Source organism: Roseibium sp., assembly GCF_965229775.1.
Classification (GTDB): domain Bacteria; phylum Pseudomonadota; class Alphaproteobacteria; order Rhizobiales; family Stappiaceae; genus Roseibium.
Window position 1 is genome coordinate 3,634,737 of record NZ_OZ245929.1, and the last position, 18,526, is coordinate 3,653,262.

General features: G+C 60.6%; 15 protein-coding genes and 2 pseudogenes. 11 read left to right on the forward strand and 6 right to left on the reverse strand.

What is annotated here, in order from left to right:
- Window positions 1–18: 18 nt before the first annotated feature.
- Window positions 19–1,029 carry an ABC transporter substrate-binding protein gene (locus ACO07N_RS16420; RefSeq protein WP_421982050.1) on the reverse strand — a complete coding sequence of 337 codons (1,011 nt, stop codon included), beginning with the start codon at window positions 1,027–1,029 and terminating at the stop codon, window positions 19–21.
- Between the two features lie 384 nt (window positions 1,030–1,413).
- Between ACO07N_RS16420 and ACO07N_RS16425 the strand changes: the two genes are divergently transcribed.
- The 4 genes from ACO07N_RS16425 to ACO07N_RS16440 are packed head-to-tail and all read left to right on the forward strand — an operon-like array spanning window position 1,414 to window position 5,154.
- Window positions 1,414–2,775, forward strand: a complete 1,362-nt coding sequence (locus ACO07N_RS16425) for a DUF2157 domain-containing protein (protein WP_421982051.1) — start codon at window positions 1,414–1,416, stop codon at window positions 2,773–2,775.
- Window positions 2,772–3,350, forward strand: coding sequence for a GDYXXLXY domain-containing protein (locus ACO07N_RS16430; protein ID WP_421982052.1), 579 nt, complete (start codon window positions 2,772–2,774; stop codon window positions 3,348–3,350). The genes ACO07N_RS16425 and ACO07N_RS16430 overlap by 4 nt, the downstream gene beginning before the upstream one ends.
- Before the next feature lie 60 nt (window positions 3,351–3,410).
- Complete coding sequence (locus tag ACO07N_RS16435; RefSeq protein WP_421982053.1) at window positions 3,411–4,454, forward strand: class I SAM-dependent methyltransferase; 1,044 nt, start codon at window positions 3,411–3,413, stop codon at window positions 4,452–4,454.
- Window position 4,455: 1 nt separating this feature from the next.
- On the forward strand, window positions 4,456–5,154 hold the full coding sequence (locus ACO07N_RS16440) for a pseudouridine synthase (protein WP_421982054.1): 699 nt from the start codon (window positions 4,456–4,458) through the stop codon (window positions 5,152–5,154).
- A 447-nt stretch (window positions 5,155–5,601) separates the two neighbouring features.
- Here ACO07N_RS16440 and ACO07N_RS16445 read toward each other — a convergent pair whose 3' ends face one another.
- Entirely contained in the window at window positions 5,602–6,720 is a 1,119-nt protein-coding gene (locus tag ACO07N_RS16445) for a TauD/TfdA family dioxygenase (protein ID WP_421982055.1), read from the reverse strand.
- Between the two features lie 255 nt (window positions 6,721–6,975).
- Window positions 6,976–7,539, reverse strand: a complete 564-nt coding sequence (locus ACO07N_RS16450; RefSeq protein WP_319386506.1) for an HdeD family acid-resistance protein — start codon at window positions 7,537–7,539, stop codon at window positions 6,976–6,978.
- A gap of 138 nt (window positions 7,540–7,677) precedes the next feature.
- Here ACO07N_RS16450 and ACO07N_RS16455 point away from each other — a divergent pair, with 138 nt between their 5' ends.
- The 4 genes from ACO07N_RS16455 to ACO07N_RS16470 all read left to right on the forward strand — a co-directional run bounded on the left by ACO07N_RS16455 (window position 7,678) and on the right by ACO07N_RS16470 (window position 11,746).
- Complete coding sequence (locus tag ACO07N_RS16455) at window positions 7,678–8,097, forward strand: MarR family winged helix-turn-helix transcriptional regulator (protein ID WP_421982056.1); 420 nt, start codon at window positions 7,678–7,680, stop codon at window positions 8,095–8,097.
- Between the two features lie 96 nt (window positions 8,098–8,193).
- The gene (fabF, locus tag ACO07N_RS16460) at window positions 8,194–9,456 is read left to right on the forward strand and encodes a beta-ketoacyl-ACP synthase II (protein WP_421982057.1); all 1,263 of its coding nucleotides are present in this window, start codon (window positions 8,194–8,196) and stop codon (window positions 9,454–9,456) included.
- 1,199 nt (window positions 9,457–10,655) lie between these two features.
- Window positions 10,656–11,213 carry a helix-turn-helix domain-containing protein gene (locus tag ACO07N_RS16465; RefSeq protein WP_421982058.1) on the forward strand — a complete coding sequence of 186 codons (558 nt, stop codon included), beginning with the start codon at window positions 10,656–10,658 and terminating at the stop codon, window positions 11,211–11,213.
- Window positions 11,210–11,746 carry a GNAT family N-acetyltransferase gene (locus tag ACO07N_RS16470; protein WP_421982059.1) on the forward strand — a complete coding sequence of 179 codons (537 nt, stop codon included), beginning with the start codon at window positions 11,210–11,212 and terminating at the stop codon, window positions 11,744–11,746. The genes ACO07N_RS16465 and ACO07N_RS16470 overlap by 4 nt, the downstream gene beginning before the upstream one ends.
- 993 nt (window positions 11,747–12,739) lie before the next feature.
- On the opposite strand, the gene ACO07N_RS16475 is transcribed toward ACO07N_RS16470, so the two are convergent.
- From ACO07N_RS16475 to ACO07N_RS16485, 3 genes and pseudogenes are all read right to left on the reverse strand, one after another.
- Entirely contained in the window at window positions 12,740–13,273 is a 534-nt protein-coding gene (locus ACO07N_RS16475; protein ID WP_421984440.1) for a hypothetical protein, read from the reverse strand.
- Window positions 13,259–13,957 (reverse strand): annotated as a pseudogene (locus ACO07N_RS16480) (ATP-binding cassette domain-containing protein); the annotation flags it as partial. The gene ACO07N_RS16475 and the pseudogene ACO07N_RS16480, both read right to left, overlap by 15 nt.
- A gap of 156 nt (window positions 13,958–14,113) precedes the next feature.
- Window positions 14,114–14,638, reverse strand: a pseudogene (locus ACO07N_RS16485) (ATP-binding cassette domain-containing protein); the annotation flags it as partial.
- 516 nt (window positions 14,639–15,154) lie between these two features.
- Here ACO07N_RS16485 and ACO07N_RS16490 point away from each other — a divergent pair.
- The 3 genes from ACO07N_RS16490 to oppB all read left to right on the forward strand — a co-directional run bounded on the left by ACO07N_RS16490 (window position 15,155) and on the right by oppB (window position 18,519).
- The gene (locus ACO07N_RS16490) at window positions 15,155–15,697 is read left to right on the forward strand and encodes a BA14K family protein (protein ID WP_421982060.1); all 543 of its coding nucleotides are present in this window, start codon (window positions 15,155–15,157) and stop codon (window positions 15,695–15,697) included.
- A gap of 220 nt (window positions 15,698–15,917) precedes the next feature.
- A complete protein-coding gene (locus ACO07N_RS16495) occupies window positions 15,918–17,504 on the forward strand; it encodes a peptide ABC transporter substrate-binding protein (protein WP_421982061.1) in 1,587 nt (528 codons plus the stop codon).
- A gap of 91 nt (window positions 17,505–17,595) precedes the next feature.
- Window positions 17,596–18,519 carry an oligopeptide ABC transporter permease OppB gene (gene oppB, locus ACO07N_RS16500; RefSeq protein WP_319386515.1) on the forward strand — a complete coding sequence of 308 codons (924 nt, stop codon included), beginning with the start codon at window positions 17,596–17,598 and terminating at the stop codon, window positions 18,517–18,519.
- Window positions 18,520–18,526: the final 7 nt, after the last annotated feature.

Consider the following 18,526-nt stretch of genomic DNA (forward strand, 5'->3'; position numbering starts at 1 on the left):
TAAGGAAAAGCGGTGTGATTACTTGACCATCCGTTCTTCCTTGGGAGGAAGATAGCTGCTGTCGAAAACCTTCTCCGGGCTCGGCGGCGTATCGCTGACACCCATGGATGTCTGAAGGTACTCCATGGATTTCGCCAGTTTTTCCATGTCGACGCCACCGAAGCCGTTTTCCTTGACGGCCGGTGTCGCGATCGAGCCTTCCACGGCCATCGTCAGGCGATCCACTTCGACGGCTTCATCGAGGACTTCGTTTCGCTTCATGACATAGGGAATGGCGGCGGCCGGATCGGCAATCGCATCGAGATAGCCCTTGGTCAGAGCCTTGACGAAGCCCTTGACCGCATCCGGGTTTTCGGCGGCGAAGTCGGTGTTGGCGATGACCACGTTGCCGTAGAGGTCGAGGCCGTTTTCACCCATGAGGATCAGTGAAATATCGTCCTCCGGAACGCCCTGTGCCTTCAGGTTCAGGACGGAGGAAAACGAAAATCCGAAAATCGCGTCCACCTGTCCCTGCGCCAGCATCGGCTCGCGAACCGGGAAACCGACATTCTCGATGGTGATGCCGCTGGTGTCGAGGCCGGCCACGTCGACAAAGGCGGGCCATTGTCCGAAAGCGGCATCAGGCGGCGGGGCGCCCAGTGTCTTGCCTTCAAGCGACTTCGGATCTTCCGTCACGCCCTGGCTCTTGCGGCCGATCACGGCGAACGGCGGTGTCTCGTAGGCCATCATGACGGCCTTGACCTTGAGATCCGGCTGTTCGTCCATCAGCTTGATGAGCGCATTGATGTCGCCGAAGCCCATGTCATAGGTTCCGGTCGCGACCCGCGGCAGCGATTCGCGCGAACCTGCGCCGCTGTCGATGGTCACGTTCAGACCCTCGTCCTTGAAGTATCCCTTGTCGAGGGCGATGAAGAAGGGTGCCGATGGGCCTTCGAATTTCCAGTCCAGTGTGAATTTGATATCGGTCTCGGCATACGCGCTGCCTCCACTGATCATCAATGCGAGCGCGGCGCTTTTCAAAAGACGCATGTTGTTCCCCTGTGTTTTCGATTTTTCCGGCGAAGTGTGAAAGCTGCTTGCACAAAAATCAAGCACGATATTTGTGTGCCTTCAATATAGTCAATCGCCTGTTGCAATTTGCGCCCGGGACAACGGGACGGGAACGTTCGCTGCTGGTCCTGGAACGCTGGAAACGCCTGACGTTTCTGACGGAAACCGGTGCTCCGCGATTCACCGCGCGCGCTTCGGTTCGGCAAGGATCGGCATGAAAATACCTGTTTGCGAACACGCGTGGTGACACCCTATTCTGTCGTGGCCGCACCAACCGCCAACCAGGACCCTGTTGAATCGACCGGGCCTGCTATCACATTCAAGTTTCACCCGATCAACACAAGGCGCTTCCGACGGAAATCGATGTTCGACTGGGCTTACAGGAAAAGACTGAAAGACGACCTGGAAGACTGGGTGGCGAAAGGATGGGTCAGTTCATCCGGCGCTGCCTCGATCCTCCGCGATCAGGAGCGCGAGGACGGACGGTCGCGGCTGCCGATGGCGCTGGCCGGGATCGGCATGATCTGCGTCGCCCTGGCCTTGTTCGCCTTTATCGCGGCCAACTGGGCTGTCATACCGAAAACCGTAAAGCTTGTCGGGATAGCGGGGCTGCTCGTTGCAAGCCATCTGGCGGCGGCGCGGGCCGCCACGAAGGGCCGAAAGGGAATCGCTGACCTTCTCACCGGATTTGCAACGCTTGTTTTTGTCGGCGGCATGGCTCTGATCGGGCAGATGTTCCATTTGCCCGAAGACTGGGCCGGAGGTGCGTTTCTCGTCTGCATAGGCGCTCTGGCGGCGGCATGGTTCACCGGATCGAAGGCGTCGCTGACCGTGGCAGCGGTCGCCGCGCTGACCTGGCAGTTCAGCCGCGCCGATCTGGGGGAGGCGACGGCCGTTCAGGACCTGATCGGCCTTGCGATCCTGACTGCGGTGTTTGCCCACGCGATCTTCGCACCCGCCCGATTGTCGCGCTGGCTTGCCATTTCGTTGCTGTGGGTGACCTTTGGCAGATGGCTGGCCGAAACCGCCGATCTGTACTCCGCCGGTGACGGCTTCGCGCTCGCCATGTCGCTCGCAGGCGCTGGCGGACTGGCGGTGCTCATGGTGCTGATCGATCCGATCGCCGATCTTTGCGTGAAGTGGAACAGTGAGTTGCCGGCGCGTTCGCATGGCCGCTGGCTGATGAGCCGGTCCCTGCAGGATGCCGGGTTTCTGGTGTTGAACGCGCTTGTTGTTGCCGCGCTCATCGTGGTTCCCGAACTCGCATCGGATGTCGACGGTGCCGCGATCTGGACGGTGCCGGCGCTTGTCCCGCTTGCCGCCGCCGTCGCTCTTCTCGTTGCCGGGCTTTTGCTGTCCTACAAGACCGCGAAGGCGCAGGCGCTGTTCGGTGCAACCGGCCTGGCGCTTCTCGCCGTCCTGATGCCGGTGGTCACATCGAACACGCTCGTGCTGGCTGCGGCATCCATGTCGGCGCTGGTCGGATTGTGTGCCCTCGCCACATGGTTCAACAATCGCTACTGGATGCTGTGCTCCTATCTCGGGCTTACGGCGGTCGCACTCTGGCTGCTGCAGGTCACGATCGGGACACTGCTCGGGCAATCCGTGTTTTTCTTGGTGGCGGGTGTCCTCCTGCTCGGCGTTGCGCTGTGGCTTGCACGCGTCTTCAGAACCGGCACACCGTCCGCATCCGCCGGATCGGGTGAACGGGAGGCCCCGTCATGAGCGATGTCCCGGCAGACGCCGGCTTGGCCCGGCGTTCAAATGTCCCGCTCACCTACCTGAAGTGGGGCCTTCTGGCGCTGCTGCAGCTTGCCCTGATCTCCGTTCCGCTTGTGGACCGGCTCGACGTGCAGATGTCGGGCACCGTCGTGCCCCTGGAGCTGGTTCCGGTCGATCCGAGGGATCTCCTCAGGGGAGACTATGTCATCATCAATCTGGCGATCGGACGTCTTCCGAGAACCATGGAAGGGGCGGAGAGCCTCAAGGCCGGTCAAACGGTCTTTGTCACGCTTGAACTGGAGGGCGAGGGCGCTGCGCGTCCGGTTTCCGTTTCACTGGAGCACCCGCAATCCGGCAAACTCGCGATTTCCGGACGTGTCAGGTCCAGCACCGCGGAGACAGTCTGGATCGACTACGGCATCGATGCCTTTTTTCTGCCCGAGGGAGAAGGCCGCGAGATCGAAAGGCTCGATACCAGCCGCGTCCTGCTGGAAGTGGCGATCGCCGGTGACGGCCGCTCCCTGCCGCTGAACCTGCTGGTCGACGGCAAGGTCTTCAAGTCGGACGGTAGTTTTTGACGGCGGGCAAGGCTGGCTGTATGAGCCAGCATTGATCCGAAACAGCTGCGAAAGTGCTTCATGTCCGATCCTGCGTTAGAGACGCTGATGCTGCCGCTTGAAACCGAAGCCGTCGACCTCGACAGGTCGGCATCGGTGCTGTTTCTGCGCGCGCGCGCAGGCCTTGCGCTGGCTTCACTGAAGGATTTGAACCTCACATGCGTGCAGAGCTTCGCCCCCGACCGGGATGCTCTGGAAAAGTCCGGTTTCAAGGTCGCTGCCGAAGCGTCGCACGGACAGTTTGACGCCGTCCTTGTCCTGCCCGTGCGGCAGAGACAGGAGGCGCGGGCGCAGCTCGCCGAGGCCGTTTCGCGGGCAAAGGCGGGCGGGCTCGTCATCGCCTGTGCCCCCAACACGGAGGGAGCAAAGACGGTTGAAAAGGACCTGTCGGATCTGATGGGGGAGGTCGACAAACTCACCAAGAACAAGTGCCGGGCCGTCTGGGGACAGATACATGAGGACCGGGTGGACACGGCGCTCTTGCGGCAGTGGCGTGAGCTTGATGCGCCGAGGAAGGTCCTGGACGGGGCCTATCTCAGCAGGCCCGGCCTCTTTGCCTGGGATCGCATCGATCCGGCGTCCAGTCTCCTGTCCGGCCTGCTTCCCGAGACGCTCAAGGGACGCGGGGCCGACCTCGGCGCCGGGTTCGGCTACCTGGCAAGAACGGTCCTTGAAAAGGCACCCAAGGTGACTTCGATCGATCTTTATGAAGCCGAAAAGCGCGCGCTTGATCTTGCGGAAGACAACCTGTCGGCGTTCAAGGGCAAAAGGGCCATGAACGGTGTCTGGTGCGATGTCACGAAAGGCATCGAGGGACCTTACGATTTCATCGTTTCCAATCCGCCGTTTCACCAGACCGGCAAGGCCGACCGCGCCGATGTCGGGCAGGGTTTCATCAAGGCGGCTGCCGCTGGTCTGCGCCCCGGCGGTGAATTCTACATGGTCGCCAATCGTCATCTGCCTTACGAAAGAACGCTGTCAGCCGTTTTTGCGGATGTCACGCAGCTGGCCGATGAGGGCGGATACAAGGTGATCAGGGCCGTGAAGGCAAAGGGAGGGCGATGACATGCGGCTGGTAAAGCTTCTCGCCAATCTCGGCTACGGCAGCCGCAAGGAAATGCAGCTCGCAATCCGCAATGGCTGGGTGACCGACAAGTACGGCAATCGCCTGAAGGCGGACAGCAGGACCGCCCATGAAGATATCCTGTTCGATGACGAGCCACTCGACCCGGCCCAGGGCGTCGTGATCCTGATGAACAAACCGGTCGGTTACACCTGCTCGGCAAAGAACCAGGGCCGTCTGGTCTATGATCTGCTGCCCGACCGGTTTCGCGTCCGCAAACCCGCGCTCTCCACGATCGGGCGCCTCGACAAGGAAACGTCGGGCCTGCTTCTGTTCACCGATGACGGAACCTTCCTGCACAGGGTGATCTCGCCGAAATCGGAGGTGCCGAAAGTCTACGACGTGTCGCTCGACCGTCCGATGACCGGGACCGAGACCGATCTGTTCGCGTCCGGGGAGATGATGCTGGAAAGCGAGGAGAAGCCCCTGAAGCCGGCCGAACTGGAGGTCATCGAAGAAAGGGCTGCACGCCTGACCCTGCATGAGGGCCGCTATCACCAGGTCCGCCGCATGTTCGCCGCGACCGGCAACCATGTGACAGAGCTGAAGCGCAGCCGGATCGGCTCTCTCGGGCTGGAAGGCGTCGACGAGGGCAGTTGGAAAGTGGTTTCAGAAGAGGAAAAAGCGCTCATCTTCTCGTGATGTTCCGCGCACCTGCTGCCTGACTTCAGCACACACTCATCCGCTCGGCGCAAGCTGACAGGCGAGTGGGCCCCGGATCTGCGCTTTGCTTGTCCGGGGTGACCAGATGGGAGGGCGTAGTGCACCCATCGCGATGGACCTGTTTCGCTGACCTTGCCGATCTTCGGCCTCATCCTGAGGAAAGCCGCAGGCCTGTCTCGAAGGATGGCGACGAACACAGGCGCCAGCCGCCCATCCTTCGAGACAGCGCTGATGCGCTTCCTCAGGATGAGGATTTCCGATTCAATCGTCACCCCGGACAAGCAACGCGCAGATCCGGGGCCTACTCGCTTTTCGGCTCTGAACACCGGTAATTCGGGACAGGGCTCCTCGCTGTATTCCCGGCTGCGCGACAATCAAGCCGCCCGGTCCTCCAACGGAAGCCCGGGCGGTCATGCGCTTTGCCGGCTAGCGCTTGTCTCTGCTCAGAACGCGAATGCGGCTGTCGAATTCTCCCCTGTCAACATAGCAGCCGCGCAGATGGCGAAAGCCCGTGTTGGGGTTGAAGGCCGCACGGCCGTGCATCACGCGCCGGTTGTCGAAGATCACCATTTCTCCACCCCTGAGACGCGTTGTCAGAACATAGGTTTGGGATCGTGTCATCTGCATCACCTTCCGGTAGGCCCGGTAGTAAGGCTCCATGAGTGCGGCCGGCAGATCGAAAATACCGGCAAGATGCGCATTGAAGTGCAATTCCTGCATGTTGCCGAACGGATCCAGATCGATCACCGTGTGATGGCGCCGGATGTCGTAGTCCTGATCGTGGAAGCGGAATGGCACCGGCGTTTCCGACAGGAGCCTGAACGCCTCCGGATCTTCTTCGCGCAGATCGGCGGCAACGGCGAACCCGTCGCAGAAGGTCGAGACGCCGCCTTCGGCTTCATTGGCAAGACAATGCAGGAACTGAAACCCGGGAGGCAGCTCCTGGTTGGCAAGGTCCGTATGCAGTGGCAGGGCGTGCGATGTGTAGGCAAGATTGTTCGGGTTCGGTTTGGACATCACCTCGAATGTCGTGCCGAAATTGGTCTCCCGCAGGAACCCGATCCGCTGCGCCATGGCCATGCCGGCATCCGCGTTGCCGGACATGCCGTCGACAAAGGCAAGGCCGGTCCGTTTGGCCGCGATCAGGAAGCCGAGCAGGGCGGTGTCGTCCGACATCAGCGCTGCGGCATCTGCGCGGGGCAGGTCATCCTGCGGGACATCGCCGCGCCAGTGGATCGGCTCTACCTTTGCCGGGTCTTCAAGGCCGATGCCCGGGCGGTGATTGAAAAGCCACTCCGGATCGAAGCGGCTGGTATGAGCTTCGCCTTCCCAGGTGATGACGATGTTGCCGGCGTCCACGGAAACGCCGCTGGCAACCAGATCCGGCGAGATACTGGTCAGGTCGAACTGACGTTCATGCGTGTCCGGGTGAAAGCCGCTCGGGCAATTGTCGCGAAGCCACAGAAAGGGAAAGTCGACGCTGGTACCGTTCGGCCAGACGACATTGAGCACGCGGTCTTCACCGCGCAGAATTGCAGTTGTCATGAATGAGATCCGTTGATGTGTTTCAGGGAGACTGGAGAATCATCAACGGCGGGCGGGAGGCGGCCACCACCAGTAGGCTTTGTTATGCGGATTGCCGGGACTGCGCCCGAGAATTGACAGCATCCGAAAAGGCCGGTTGGAAGGCATCGCCTTCGAGGAACGACTGCGCCGAAAGATGCCACCGATAAAATCGCCCGGCAACAGGAAATTGCCGGGCGTGGATAAGAATTAAGTCATTGCACTGGACGGGTAAATTCAGCCCTTGGATGCCTTGGCCGCCAGCGCTATGGCGATGTAGCTCCAGCCGTTGACCAGGACGGAAATGCCTGCGATCAGTCCGAGGGCCCAGGCGGCGGAGCCCGGCAGATCCATCCAGATCATGATCCCGGCCAGAAGCGAGACGATCCCGGCGATGAGCACCCAGACCCATCCGTCATGCGGCTTCAGTTTGAACGCCAGCAGGATCTGGCTAACGCCCTGGGCCACGAAGATCGCGGCGATCACGAGGGTCAGTGCGAAGGTCCCCGCGAGCGGGTTAAGGTATATCACGACGCCGCCGATCACCGCGATGATGCCCGTGATCAGGTTCCAGATGAAGCTGGTCGTACCTTGCGTCTTGAAGGCATTGTAGATCTGCACGAGACCGCCGACGAACAGGACCGCAGCGATCAGGATCGTCACGGCAATGGACGTTGCGAGCGGTGCCGCGATCAGGATGATCCCGCCGATGACCAGTGCCACGCCAAGAGCCAGGAACCAGCCCCAGTTCTCCTGGATTTTCGCTTTCATGTCTTCAACAGCCTGAACCGCATCTGCCATTTTGACCTCCTCACGTTCCGGTTGCTCCCGCACCGTAACCGCTTCGCAGGAAATCACAAAATCTTGATGACATTCCGGACGGTTAGTGTTGGGGATTACCGGTCTTGACATTTGATGTGTATATGCACACAACGTGGCATGGAAGAAGATGACTTCTCTCTTTGCGTTCTCGACAATGCGCGCAAGGCGGCGCGGGCCGTCAGCCGGCACTATGACCGTCTGGCCCGCAAGGTCGGCATGACGGCTGGCCAGTTTTCGGTACTTGTCGCGATCAGGCAGGTTCGGGAGCGGACCACTGCAGACCTGGCCGAGCGGCTGTCCATGGATCGGACGACCCTGGTGCGCAATGTCGCGCTTCTGGAGCGTGACGGACTGGTTGTCTCGGCTTTGGCAGGAGACGGTAAGGCCAAGTGTTTCAGTGTCACGGACAAGGGCGAGGCCTTGCTGCAGGAAGCCCTTCCACTGTGGCGGAAAGCGCAAAAGGACGTCGAAGAACTTCTTGGAACGGAAGAGTTCCTCAAGACAATCAATGTGTTGCAAAGACTTTCGCAACTATGAGACCTGCTCTTTGAATCAGTTTCTGAAGAGCCTTGAACAGGGCCTGGGTCCGGAAACGGGCCGGGCGCTGACAGCACCAGACAGAACGAGGTAGTGATGCGCCGGGTAGTCGTAACAGGTATGGGAATCGTTTCGCCGCTCGGGACAGGATTGGACGGCTTCTGGCAACGCGTGACATCAGGCGCGAACGGGATCCGCAGGATCAGCCACTTCAATCCGGGCGAGCTTGCCTGCCAGGTCGCCGGCGAGGTTCCCTCGAAGGACGAGGACGAATTCGGGTTCGATGTCGATGCGGTTCTCGATGCGCGCGAACAAAGACGCTCCGACCGGTTCATCCACTTCGCGATGGGCGCCGCTCAGGAAGCGCTCGCGCAGTCCGGCTGGCAGCCGGAAACGCCGGAAGAAAAGGAGCGGACCGGCACGATCATCGCGACCGGCGTCGGCGGTTTTCCGGCAATGACCGCCGGAACCCGGCTGGTTGATGAAAAGGGACCGCGCCGGGCGTCGCCCTTTCTTGTGCCCTCGTTTCTCGCCAACCTCGCCGCTGGACAGGTGTCGATCCGCTATGGCCTGAAAGGCCCGATCGGCGCGCCGGTCACCGCTTGCGCGGCAAGCCTGCAGGCGCTCGGTGACGCCGCCCGCCTGATCCGTTCCGGGGAAGCGGATGTCATGGTCGCCGGCGGCACCGAGGCCTGCATTGACAAGGTGTCCTACGCCGGGTTCTGCGCCGCCAAGGCGATGTCCTCCAAGCGCAATGACGACCCGGCCCACGCCTCCAGGCCGTTCGATCAGGACAGGGACGGGTTCATCATGGGGGAAGGGGCCGGCATTCTGATCCTGGAAGAATTGGAACACGCGAAAGCGCGGGGTGCCAGCATTCTCGCGGAGCTGAAGGGCTATGGCACCACCGCCGACGCCTTTCATGTCACCGCGTCCTCTCCGGACGGCGAGGGCGGGTTGCGCGCCATGAAGAAGGCGCTCTCGACGGCAGGGCTGACAAGTGCCGACATCGGCTATGTCAACGCCCATTCGACGTCGACCCCGGTCGGCGATGCGGCTGAAATCGCGGCCTTGACGACGCTGTTTGAAGGACGCGGCAAGAACCTTGCGGTGTCCTCGTCCAAGTCCATGTTCGGTCACCTGCTCGGGGCCGCCGGAGCCGTCGAGGCAGTTGCCTGCGTGATGGCGCTGACAACCGCCCAGTTGCCGCCCTCGCGCAATCTGGAAATGCCCGATGAAGCCATGTCCCGTTTCGAAATGGTGCCCGGCAGCGCGATCGGCCGCCAGGTCGATCACGTCCTGACCAACGGGTTCGGCTTCGGCGGCGTAAATGCCAGCGCGGTGTTCTCCAGGATCTGACAAATGGCGGTCTGGCAAGTGTGCCCTGTGCCGGGCATCCGGGTGTCCGGTCCGCTTGTCCGGGGTGACGCAGGAGGGAGTAACCCGGCACAAACCTCTCGCTTTCCAAGTCATGCCATGGCTTGATCCACTGCTGTCCGGTTTAACCCGAAATGGGTCTCGTGCAGCGGTTCGCGGTCGACGAACTTGTCATTCCGGCTGAAGCGAAGCGGAAGGCCAGAACCCAGTACTCACTTGTTTCTCCTTCTTCCTGAAACCGCTGGCCACTTGGAGTACTGGTTCCCGGTCTTGCCGCTTATGCGGCAAACCGGGACGACAAATCGGGGAAAGACGTCCTGAACTGTCACTGGATGTCCGGGGTGACGCAGGAGGGGAGCAGCCCCACACAAACCTCTCGCCTCCAAGTCATGCCATGGCTTGACCATGGCATCCATGCCCTTCCGTTTCCAGTTGCAAGGCCTGTCGCCGTTGAGACGCAACGGTATGGATTGCCAGATCAGGTCTGGCAATGACGTGCTAAGGGGCAATTGCGAATTCGATGGCTCGCTTGTCATCCCGGCCAAGTGCAGCGCGAGCCGGGATCGGGGAGGCAATGTCCTGTCGGATCTTGCGTTTGCTGTCCACACACGCCCGGGCTCCCCGGCCCCGGATCTCGCTGTGCTCGTCCGGGGTGACGCAGGAGGGGAGCAACCCGATATAAACCACTCGCCTCAAAGTCATGCCATGGCTTGACCATGGCATCCATACCGTTCCGTTTCCGGTTGCAAGCCCTGTCACCGTTGAGACGCAACGGTATGGATTGTAGATCAGCTTCACTTCTTTCCGTTTTAACCCGGATTGATCAGGTGAGGCGGTCCTCGGTCAACGAACTTGTCATTCCGGCTGAAGCGAAGCGGAAGGCCAGAACCCAGTACTCACTTGTTTCTCCTTCTTCCTGAAACCGCTGGCCACTTGGAGTACTGGTTCCCGGTCTTGCCGCTTATGCGGCAAACCGGGACGACAAATCGGGGAAAGACGTCCTGAACTGTCACTGGATGTCCGGGGTGATATGCGGAGACATCTGCAATCCTCAACCTCATCCCGAGGAACCGCGCTGGTGGCGTCTCGGAGAACGGGCATTACCAGCGCTGATGAAAAATCAGGCTTGGTTATCAGTAAATTCTCATATATGAGATTTATCTCATTAATGGGAAGGTGGAATGATTGACACGGAACCAGACATCGGTGGGCGGATCGCGGGGTTGCGCAAGGCGCGGGACTGGCGGTTGGAAGAACTCGCGGAACGGTCGGGTGTAAGCCGGGCAACGCTTTCGCGGATCGAGCGCGGCGACACCAGCCCGACCGCCGTCGTGCTCGGACAGCTTGCGCGTGCCTTCGGCATCACGATGGCGGATCTGTTCGGCTTCGGCGCGCCTGCCGACGATGCCAGGATTGCGCGGGCGGATCAGCCCCTCTGGGAAGATCCGGCAACCGGCTTTCGCCGGCGCAGCGTGTCACCGGCCTCAAGCGGTTTCCGCGGCAGCGTGATCGAGGGTGAACTGCCAGCGGGCGCCACGATTTCCTATTCCGTCCCGCCGCTGCCGAACCTGGAACATCACCTTGTGCTCCTCGAAGGCGCTCTCGTGATGACCATCGGCGATGAGCGCCATGACCTCGCACCCGGAGACTGCGTGCGCTTCCGCCTGAATGCCCCCAACGCCTACCACGCGCCGGGTCCGAAGCCCGCCCGCTACCTTCTGACGGTGATCACGCCATGACCGGATTTCGACCCGAACCTCCTGTCTTTCTGTTGTCCGCAACGGAGGTTCAAACATCCGTCGGTGCTCTTGGTGCCTTGCTCAGGGCCTGCGTCGAAGACGGGGCGGGGATCGGTTTCCTCTTGCCGCTCAGCCGGGAAAAGGCCGAGGCCTTCTGGCGGAAACAGGTGGCGGCCCTGGAAGACGGCAGTGCTTTCCTGATGGTCGCCCGTGACGAGGGCGCGATTGCCGGCGTCGTCATGCTGGCGCTGGCCCCGCAAGACAATGGCGGCCACCGGGCCGAGGTTGCCAAGCTGATGGTCCATCCGGACCACCGGCGCAAGGGCTTGGCGCGCCGGCTGATGGCCGCGATCGACGGTCTTGCCCTGTCGCTGGACCGCTGGCTGCTCGTGCTCGACACCGTCACCGGAGACCGCGCGGAAACGCTCTACCCCACATGCGGCTACCGGAAGGTCGGCATCATTCCCGATTACGCCTGTGGCAGCCGCGGAAATCTCGATGCGACAACCGTGTTCTACAAGGACCTGAGGTGAGCGGGGATGATCAGCCTCTGAGACGGCGCATTTCGCTGTTTCTCCATGAGAATACGTCAACGCATGAATTCATGCGGACACCAACGGTATGTCATCCCGGCCAATCGCCGCGCGAGCCGGGATCGGGGAGGTGGAAGCCTGAGAGTTTGTCCGGTTCCATTTCGGCACGCCCGGGCTCCCCGGCCCCGGATCTCACTGCGCTCGTCCGGGTGACGGAAGGGCGGCTCGATGCCAACTTCTCGCCTCAAGGTCATGCCATGGCGCGACCAACTGCTGTCCGGTTTAACCCGGAATGGTTCTCGTGAGGCGGTCCGTCGTCAATGAACTTGTCAATCCGGCTGAATCAAAGCGGAAGGCTGGAACTCAGTACGAACATGTTTCTTCTTTTTCTTACAATCTCGGGCCACTAGCAGGTCAGGTTCCCGGTCTTGCCGGGCGTTGGTAACCTCTCCCATCGGGAGAGGTCGGTGCGAATGCGCCGGGTGAGGGGACAAACCACTGTGACTATTTGCAAGCCTTTGTTCCCTCACCCTAACCCTCTCCCGGCGGGAGAGGGGACTTTTAATTCGGCCCATGTGCAACAGTTCTCCGCACTTCCTCGGAATGTAGCATTTGCCAACTTTCTTTTGTTGTCCGGTTCCATTTCGGCACGCCCGGGCTCCCCGGCCCCGGATCTCACTGCGCTCGTCCGGGGTGACGCAGGGGGCGACGCGGTGCAAACCGCCCGTCAAGGTCATGCCATGGCGTGACCCACTGCCGTCCGGTTTTGGAAACACAATCGAGTTTACGTCATGGAGAAAGCCGAATGATTTCGTGCGGCTCCAAATCGGGATACGGAATTGTTTCCCCGATTTGTCGCGTCAGCGGCAAGACCGGGAACCAGTACTCCACGTGGCCGGAGGGTGTGAGTAGAAGGGGGAACTGGTGGTTACTGGGTTCCGGCCTTCCGCTGCGCTTCAGCCGGAATGACAAGTTCATTGTCTGCGGACCGCCTCACTCGTTCAGCATCTCCAGCTCGAGCCACTGTTCTTCCGCTGCGTCTTTTTCCGCTGCAAGATCAGTGATTTGCTGCGAGAGCCTGGCAAACTTCTCCGGGTTCTTCGCGTAAAGCTGCGGGTCGTTCATTTCGCCCTGAAGCTGTTCGAGCTTCGCTTCAAGTTGCTCGATCGTGTCCGGCAGGGTTTTCAGAAGATGCTGCTGGGTGAAGGTGAGCTTTGACTTTGCTTTAGGTTTTTCCGCCGATCCGTTTGAAGGACTCTGCTTTTCCTTCTTCGCCGGCGCAGATTTTTCGGTCTTCAGGGCCGTGACGCCTTCGCCGCGCTGGGCGAGCATGTCGGTGTAGCCGCCCGCATATTCACGCCAGACGCCGTTTCCTTCCGAAACGATCACGGAGGTCGCGACCCGGTCGAGAAAATCGCGGTCGTGCGACACGATCAGGGCCGTGCCGCTGTAATCCGCCAGCAGTTCCTGCAGGAGGTCGAGCGTCTCAAGGTCGAGATCGTTGGTCGGTTCGTCTAGCACCATCATGTTGGACTTGTTCGCCAGCGCACGCGCCAGCATCGCCCGCGCCCGCTCGCCGCCGGACAGGACACCGACCGGCGTTCGCGCCTGTTCGGGCGAAAACAGGAAATCCTTCATGTAGGACATCACGTGTTTGCTTTCGTCGCCGACGGAAACCATGTCCCCCCGGCCGCCGGTCAGTACCGCAGAGAGCGTATCCGTCAGGTCGAGCTTCTCGCGCTTCTGATCGAGCGTGACCATTTCCAGGCTGGTGCCGAGCCGGTTGGTGCCGGCGTCCGGTTGAAGTTCGCCGATCAGCATCTTCAGGAGGGTTGTCTTGCCCGCGCCGTTGGGGCCGACGAAACCGATCCGGTCACCGCGCTGGATGCGGGTGGAGAAATCCTTGACGATGCTTCGCCCGCCATAGGATTTGGACAGGTGCTTCGCCTCGATGACCAGTTTTCCGGAGGTCTCTGCATCACTGGCGTTGAGCTTGGCGGTGCCCTGCGGCCCGCGATGCTCGCGTTTCTGTTTCCTGAGGTCGGCGAGTTCGCGCACCCGGCGCATGTTCCGCTTGCGCCGGGCGGTGACGCCATAGGTCATCCAGTGCTCCTCGCGCTTGATCTTCTGCGCGAGCTTGTGCTGGTCGATTTCCTCCTGTTCGAAGACCTCGTCACGCCAGGTTTCGAAATGGGCAAAGCCCTTGTCCATGCGGCGCGAAACGCCCCGGTCGATCCAGACCGTCGCGCGCGAGAGATTTTCCAGGAAACGGCGGTCGTGCGAGATCAGCACGAGCGCCGACTTGAGGCTCTTCAGTTCCGTCTCAAGCCACTCGATCGCCGGCAGGTCCAGGTGGTTGGTTGGCTCGTCCAGAAGCAGGATGTCCGGTTCCGGTGCGAGTGTGCGCGCAAGCGCGGCGCGCCTGGCTTCACCCCCGGAAAGAGACGTCGGATCTTCCCGTCCGTTCAAACCCAGAACCTCGAGAAGGTAAGCGCCGCGATAGGGATCGTCCCCCTCGGTCAGGCCTTCGTTGACATAGTCGAGTGTCGAGGCATAGGCGGAAAGATCCGGATCCTGCGGCAGGTAGCGGACCGTGCGTCCCGGCTGGAAGAAGCGTTCCCCCCTGTCCATCTCGACCTGGCCTGCCGCGATCTTCAGCAGCGTTGACTTTCCCGACCCATTCCGTCCGACCAGGCAGATGCGGTCGCCTTCGGACACGGACAGGTCCGCACCGGTCAGGAGCGGCGTGCCGCCGAAGGTCAGTTGAACGTCGCGCAGTATCAGAAGGGGCGGGGCCATGGTTTCCCTTGGTCTGTGAAGAACGGCGCTTGGTTTATACCAACCGTCATAGAAAGAAACCCATTTCACCGGGATTATTTTGCCACAAGGCATGGCGCGGTTTGCGCGGTAGTGCCGGCACGTCAAGCAAATCGCAACGCGGCATTGAGGCAAAAGAACCCGGCCTCCGGTGGCATCAAACCGGCCATCGGCTGCGTTGCGGCGCTTGCCCGATGCGCCGGAATCGCGCTGCGCACCACGCCTGACCGAGTGGACCGGTTTGATGCCATGAAATGGGTTCTATCAATGAAGGTTGGTACTACTGGTCCTGTCCCGGCCGCGCAAGCGCCAAACCGGCCAAATCCGAAGGACGGCAAAATGGCTTCACCTCCCAGCGTCAGCGCGCTTGAACGGGCACAAGGACTGCTCTGCACATGCTTCCTAGCGAGATTTTGCCATTTCTGCCGCCAAATCAGCTTCGTTTATGGGTCCGTACCCTGGAGCCGGAAAAGGACTTCCGAGACTTTTGATGGCTTTCTGTCGGATTTTTGCCGGGAAATGGGTTAAGCTGACTTGTGGTCAGGGGCCTATCGTCCATTTGCCGGCTGAAATGCCGGAAGGAGACTGAAGATGTTTTGTCTGATCAAGGGTCCCGTGAAGTCCGGGAATTTCGCGTGCAAACTGAGGTCACTCGGTCTTGCGATTGCGCTGTCTTTTGCCGGAGCCGGGCTGACGGCCGCTGTCCAGCCGGGAGTCGCCAAGGCCGATTCGTTCTACATAGGAACCGGCGGCGTCGGCTTTGCGTTCGGAACCGGTGGCTATCGTGGCGGCGTCTTTTATGGCGGCTATCGCGGCGGATTTGCCGGCCCGCCATTCCGTCCCTATGGCCCTCCCTATTATTACCATCCCTACGACCGGCGCGCTTATCCGTATCGCTCCCGGCGCTATGTCGCGCCGCGCTACAGGCCGCCGCTCTATATCGCGCCGAGAGGGGTCTACGTTGCTCCCCGCGGGCGCTATGTCGGCCAGCCGCAGCGCGTGCCCTACACCAAGACGGGTCTTGCTCCGTTCACGCCTCAATGGGTCGCTTACTGTTCGCGGAAGTTCAAGTCCTTCAATCCGAACACGGGCACCTATCTGGCCTACAGCGGAAAATATCGTTTCTGCCGCTAGAATTGTAATTTAATTTCGCACCCGTTTAGCGGTCGGTATAACGATGCCGTGAAGGTGGAGAAAATTTTTCCGGCATCTTCGCGAAAACTGCAAAAACATCGCCTTTCTTTCCCGGTTGTTGAAATATGCCGCCGGGGAATGCTTGATTGCGCGTAAAGAGCGTGGAATCTTGTCCGCTATCGTTTCAAGCTGCAACTATAACCCAAGAGGGGAGAGCGATATGTTCAAGTCCATGCGTGTGACGGCGCTTGCGGCTGCCTTGATGGCTGCCACATCTCTGACCGCATTTGCCGAGGTGGTCTATCATCGCGGCAACACGGCCGATCCGGAAACACTGGATCAGCACAAGACGTCCACAACCTACGAAGCGCATATCCTGCGTGACCTCTATGAAGGCCTGGTAGCCTATGATGCCGCAGGCAAGGTCATTCCGGGCGTTGCGACCGACTGGACAATCTCCGACGATGGCACGGTCTATACCTTCACGCTGCGTGATGACGCCAAATGGTCGAACGGCGACCCGGTCGTTGCCGGTGATTTCGTCTATTCCCTGCAGCGCATCATGACTCCGGAGACAGGGGCGAAATACGCCAATATCCTCTACCCGATCAAGAATGCCGAGAAGGTCAACAAGGGCGAACTCGCTCCGGAAGAAATCGGCGTGAAGGCCCTGGACGACAAGACGCTTGAGATTTCGCTTGAAGCACCGACACCCTACTTCATCGAGCAGCTGACACACCAGACCGGGCTGCCCGTTCATCCCGCCACCGTCGAAGCGCACGGCACGGACTTCGTGAAACCGGAGAATATTGTCACCAACGGTGCCTACGTTCTCGCGGAGTTCATTCCGAACGCACACGTGAAGGCCGTCAAGAACCCGAACTTCCACGATGCGGCCAACGTTCAGATCGACACGGTGTTCTTCTATCCGACCGAAGACCGCGGTGCGGCCCTGCGCCGGTTCCAGGCAGGTGAACTGCATACCAACAACGATGCGCCCACCGAACAGGTTGCCTTCATGAAGGAGAACCTGGGCGATCAGTTCCGTGTCGCTCCCTATCTCGGCACCTATTATTACGCGCTCAACCACGAAGACGAGACGCTGAGCAACCCCGAGGTTCGTCAGGCGCTGTCGATGGCTGTCGACCGCGAGTTCCTGGCAGATGAAATCTGGGGCTCCACCATGGTCGCCGGCTACTCGTTCGTGCCGCCGGGCATCGGCAATTACGGCGAACCCGCCTTTGCCGACTACATGGACATGTCCCAGATCGATCGCGAGGAAAAGGCGATGGAGTTACTGGAGAAGGCCGGTTTCGGACCGGACAATCCGGTGAAACTCACGATCAACTACAACACGTCCGAGAACCACAAGAACACGGCCGTCGCAATTGCCGACATGTGGAAGCCGCTCGGCGTCGAAGTGTCCATGGTGAACACAGACACCAAGACGCACTACGCCATGCTGCGTGACCGTCAGGACTTCGACATCGCCCGTGCCGGCTGGATCGGCGACTATTCCGACCCGCAGAACTTCCTGTTCATGGTCGAGAGCGACAACACCGGCTTCAACTACGCGCGCTACGAGAACCCCGAATACGATGCGCTGATGGATGAGGCCGCGGCGACGATCGATCTGGAGAAGCGCGCGGAGATCCTCAAGCAGGCCGAAGAAATGTTCATGCGGGATCTGCCCTTCATCCCGCTGATGTACTACGGCTCCATGAACATGGTGTCCGACAAGGTGTCCGGATTTGAGGACAATCTCCTCAACGTTCACCCGACACGCTTCATGAGCATTTCCGAGTAACCTCAACACTGGAACCGGCAGGAGATTTCCTGCCGGTTTTTTGCAAAGGCGGCACCGGAAGACCGCCGGCACACCAACAGGGGCAGAGCTTATGCACCGCTACGTGCTCGGTCGATTGCTCAGCGCAATCCCGACCCTCTTTCTGATCGTCACAATCTCCTTTTTCCTCATCCGGATCGCGCCGGGCGGACCTTTTGACCTGGAGCGTCCGCTCGAGGCCAAGGTGATGGAGAATCTGAACAAGATCTATCACCTCGACGAACCGCTGTGGAACCAGTACCTGCTCTACCTCAAGAGCATCGCGCAGCTGGATTTCGGACCGAGCTTCTACTTCCGTGATTTTTCGATCAACGAACTCTTCGCCCAGAGCCTGCCGATTTCGATCCAGCTTGGTCTCTCGGCCTTGTGCCTGGCACTGGTCGTCGGTGGAACGCTTGGTGTCATCGCGGCCCTGCGTCAGAATCAGGCGACCGATTACACGGTCATGGCCGCGGCGACCCTAGGTGTCACCATTCCGAATTTCGTCGTGGCGCCGATCCTGACGCTGATCCTGGGCGTCTGGCTGGGCTGGTTGCCGGTGGGCGGATGGAACGGAGGCGCGTTCGTGAACGTGATTCTGCCGGTCGTCACGCTTGCCTTGCCGCAGGTGGCCGTGGTCGCACGCCTGACCCGGGGGTCGATGATCGAGGCGCTCCGCTCCAATCACGTCCGCACGGCAAGAGCCTACGGCCTGACGGGATACATGGTGATCGTGGTTCACGCCCTGCGCGGGGCCATCCTCCCGGTGGTCTCCTATCTTGGACCGGCAGCCGCCGCGCTCCTGACCGGGTCCGTCGTCATCGAAACAATATTCGGAATTCCGGGTATCGGCCGGTATTTCGTCCAGGGTGCGCTCAACCGCGACTATACGCTCGTCATGGGAACGGTCGTCGTCGTTGCCTGTTTCGTCATTCTCTTCAACCTCATCGTGGATCTGCTTTACGCATTGCTTGATCCGCGCGTGCGCTACGACTGAGGGGCCG

Coding starts and splice junctions, on each gene's coding strand:
- ACO07N_RS16420 (WP_421982050.1), bottom strand. CDS start 1,029: ATGCGTCTTTTGAAAAGCGCCGCGCTCGCATTGATGATCAGTGGAGGC.
- ACO07N_RS16425 (WP_421982051.1), top strand. CDS start 1,414: ATGTTCGACTGGGCTTACAGGAAAAGACTGAAAGACGACCTGGAAGAC.
- ACO07N_RS16430 (WP_421982052.1), top strand. CDS start 2,772: ATGAGCGATGTCCCGGCAGACGCCGGCTTGGCCCGGCGTTCAAATGTC.
- ACO07N_RS16435 (WP_421982053.1), top strand. CDS start 3,411: ATGTCCGATCCTGCGTTAGAGACGCTGATGCTGCCGCTTGAAACCGAA.
- ACO07N_RS16440 (WP_421982054.1), top strand. CDS start 4,456: ATGCGGCTGGTAAAGCTTCTCGCCAATCTCGGCTACGGCAGCCGCAAG.
- ACO07N_RS16445 (WP_421982055.1), bottom strand. CDS start 6,720: ATGACAACTGCAATTCTGCGCGGTGAAGACCGCGTGCTCAATGTCGTC.
- ACO07N_RS16450 (WP_319386506.1), bottom strand. CDS start 7,539: ATGGCAGATGCGGTTCAGGCTGTTGAAGACATGAAAGCGAAAATCCAG.
- ACO07N_RS16455 (WP_421982056.1), top strand. CDS start 7,678: ATGGAAGAAGATGACTTCTCTCTTTGCGTTCTCGACAATGCGCGCAAG.
- fabF (WP_421982057.1), top strand. CDS start 8,194: ATGCGCCGGGTAGTCGTAACAGGTATGGGAATCGTTTCGCCGCTCGGG.
- ACO07N_RS16465 (WP_421982058.1), top strand. CDS start 10,656: ATGATTGACACGGAACCAGACATCGGTGGGCGGATCGCGGGGTTGCGC.
- ACO07N_RS16470 (WP_421982059.1), top strand. CDS start 11,210: ATGACCGGATTTCGACCCGAACCTCCTGTCTTTCTGTTGTCCGCAACG.
- ACO07N_RS16475 (WP_421984440.1), bottom strand. CDS start 13,273: ATGATGGTGCTAGACGAACCGACCAACGATCTCGACCTTGAGACGCTC.
- ACO07N_RS16490 (WP_421982060.1), top strand. CDS start 15,155: ATGTTTTGTCTGATCAAGGGTCCCGTGAAGTCCGGGAATTTCGCGTGC.
- ACO07N_RS16495 (WP_421982061.1), top strand. CDS start 15,918: ATGTTCAAGTCCATGCGTGTGACGGCGCTTGCGGCTGCCTTGATGGCT.
- oppB (WP_319386515.1), top strand. CDS start 17,596: ATGCACCGCTACGTGCTCGGTCGATTGCTCAGCGCAATCCCGACCCTC.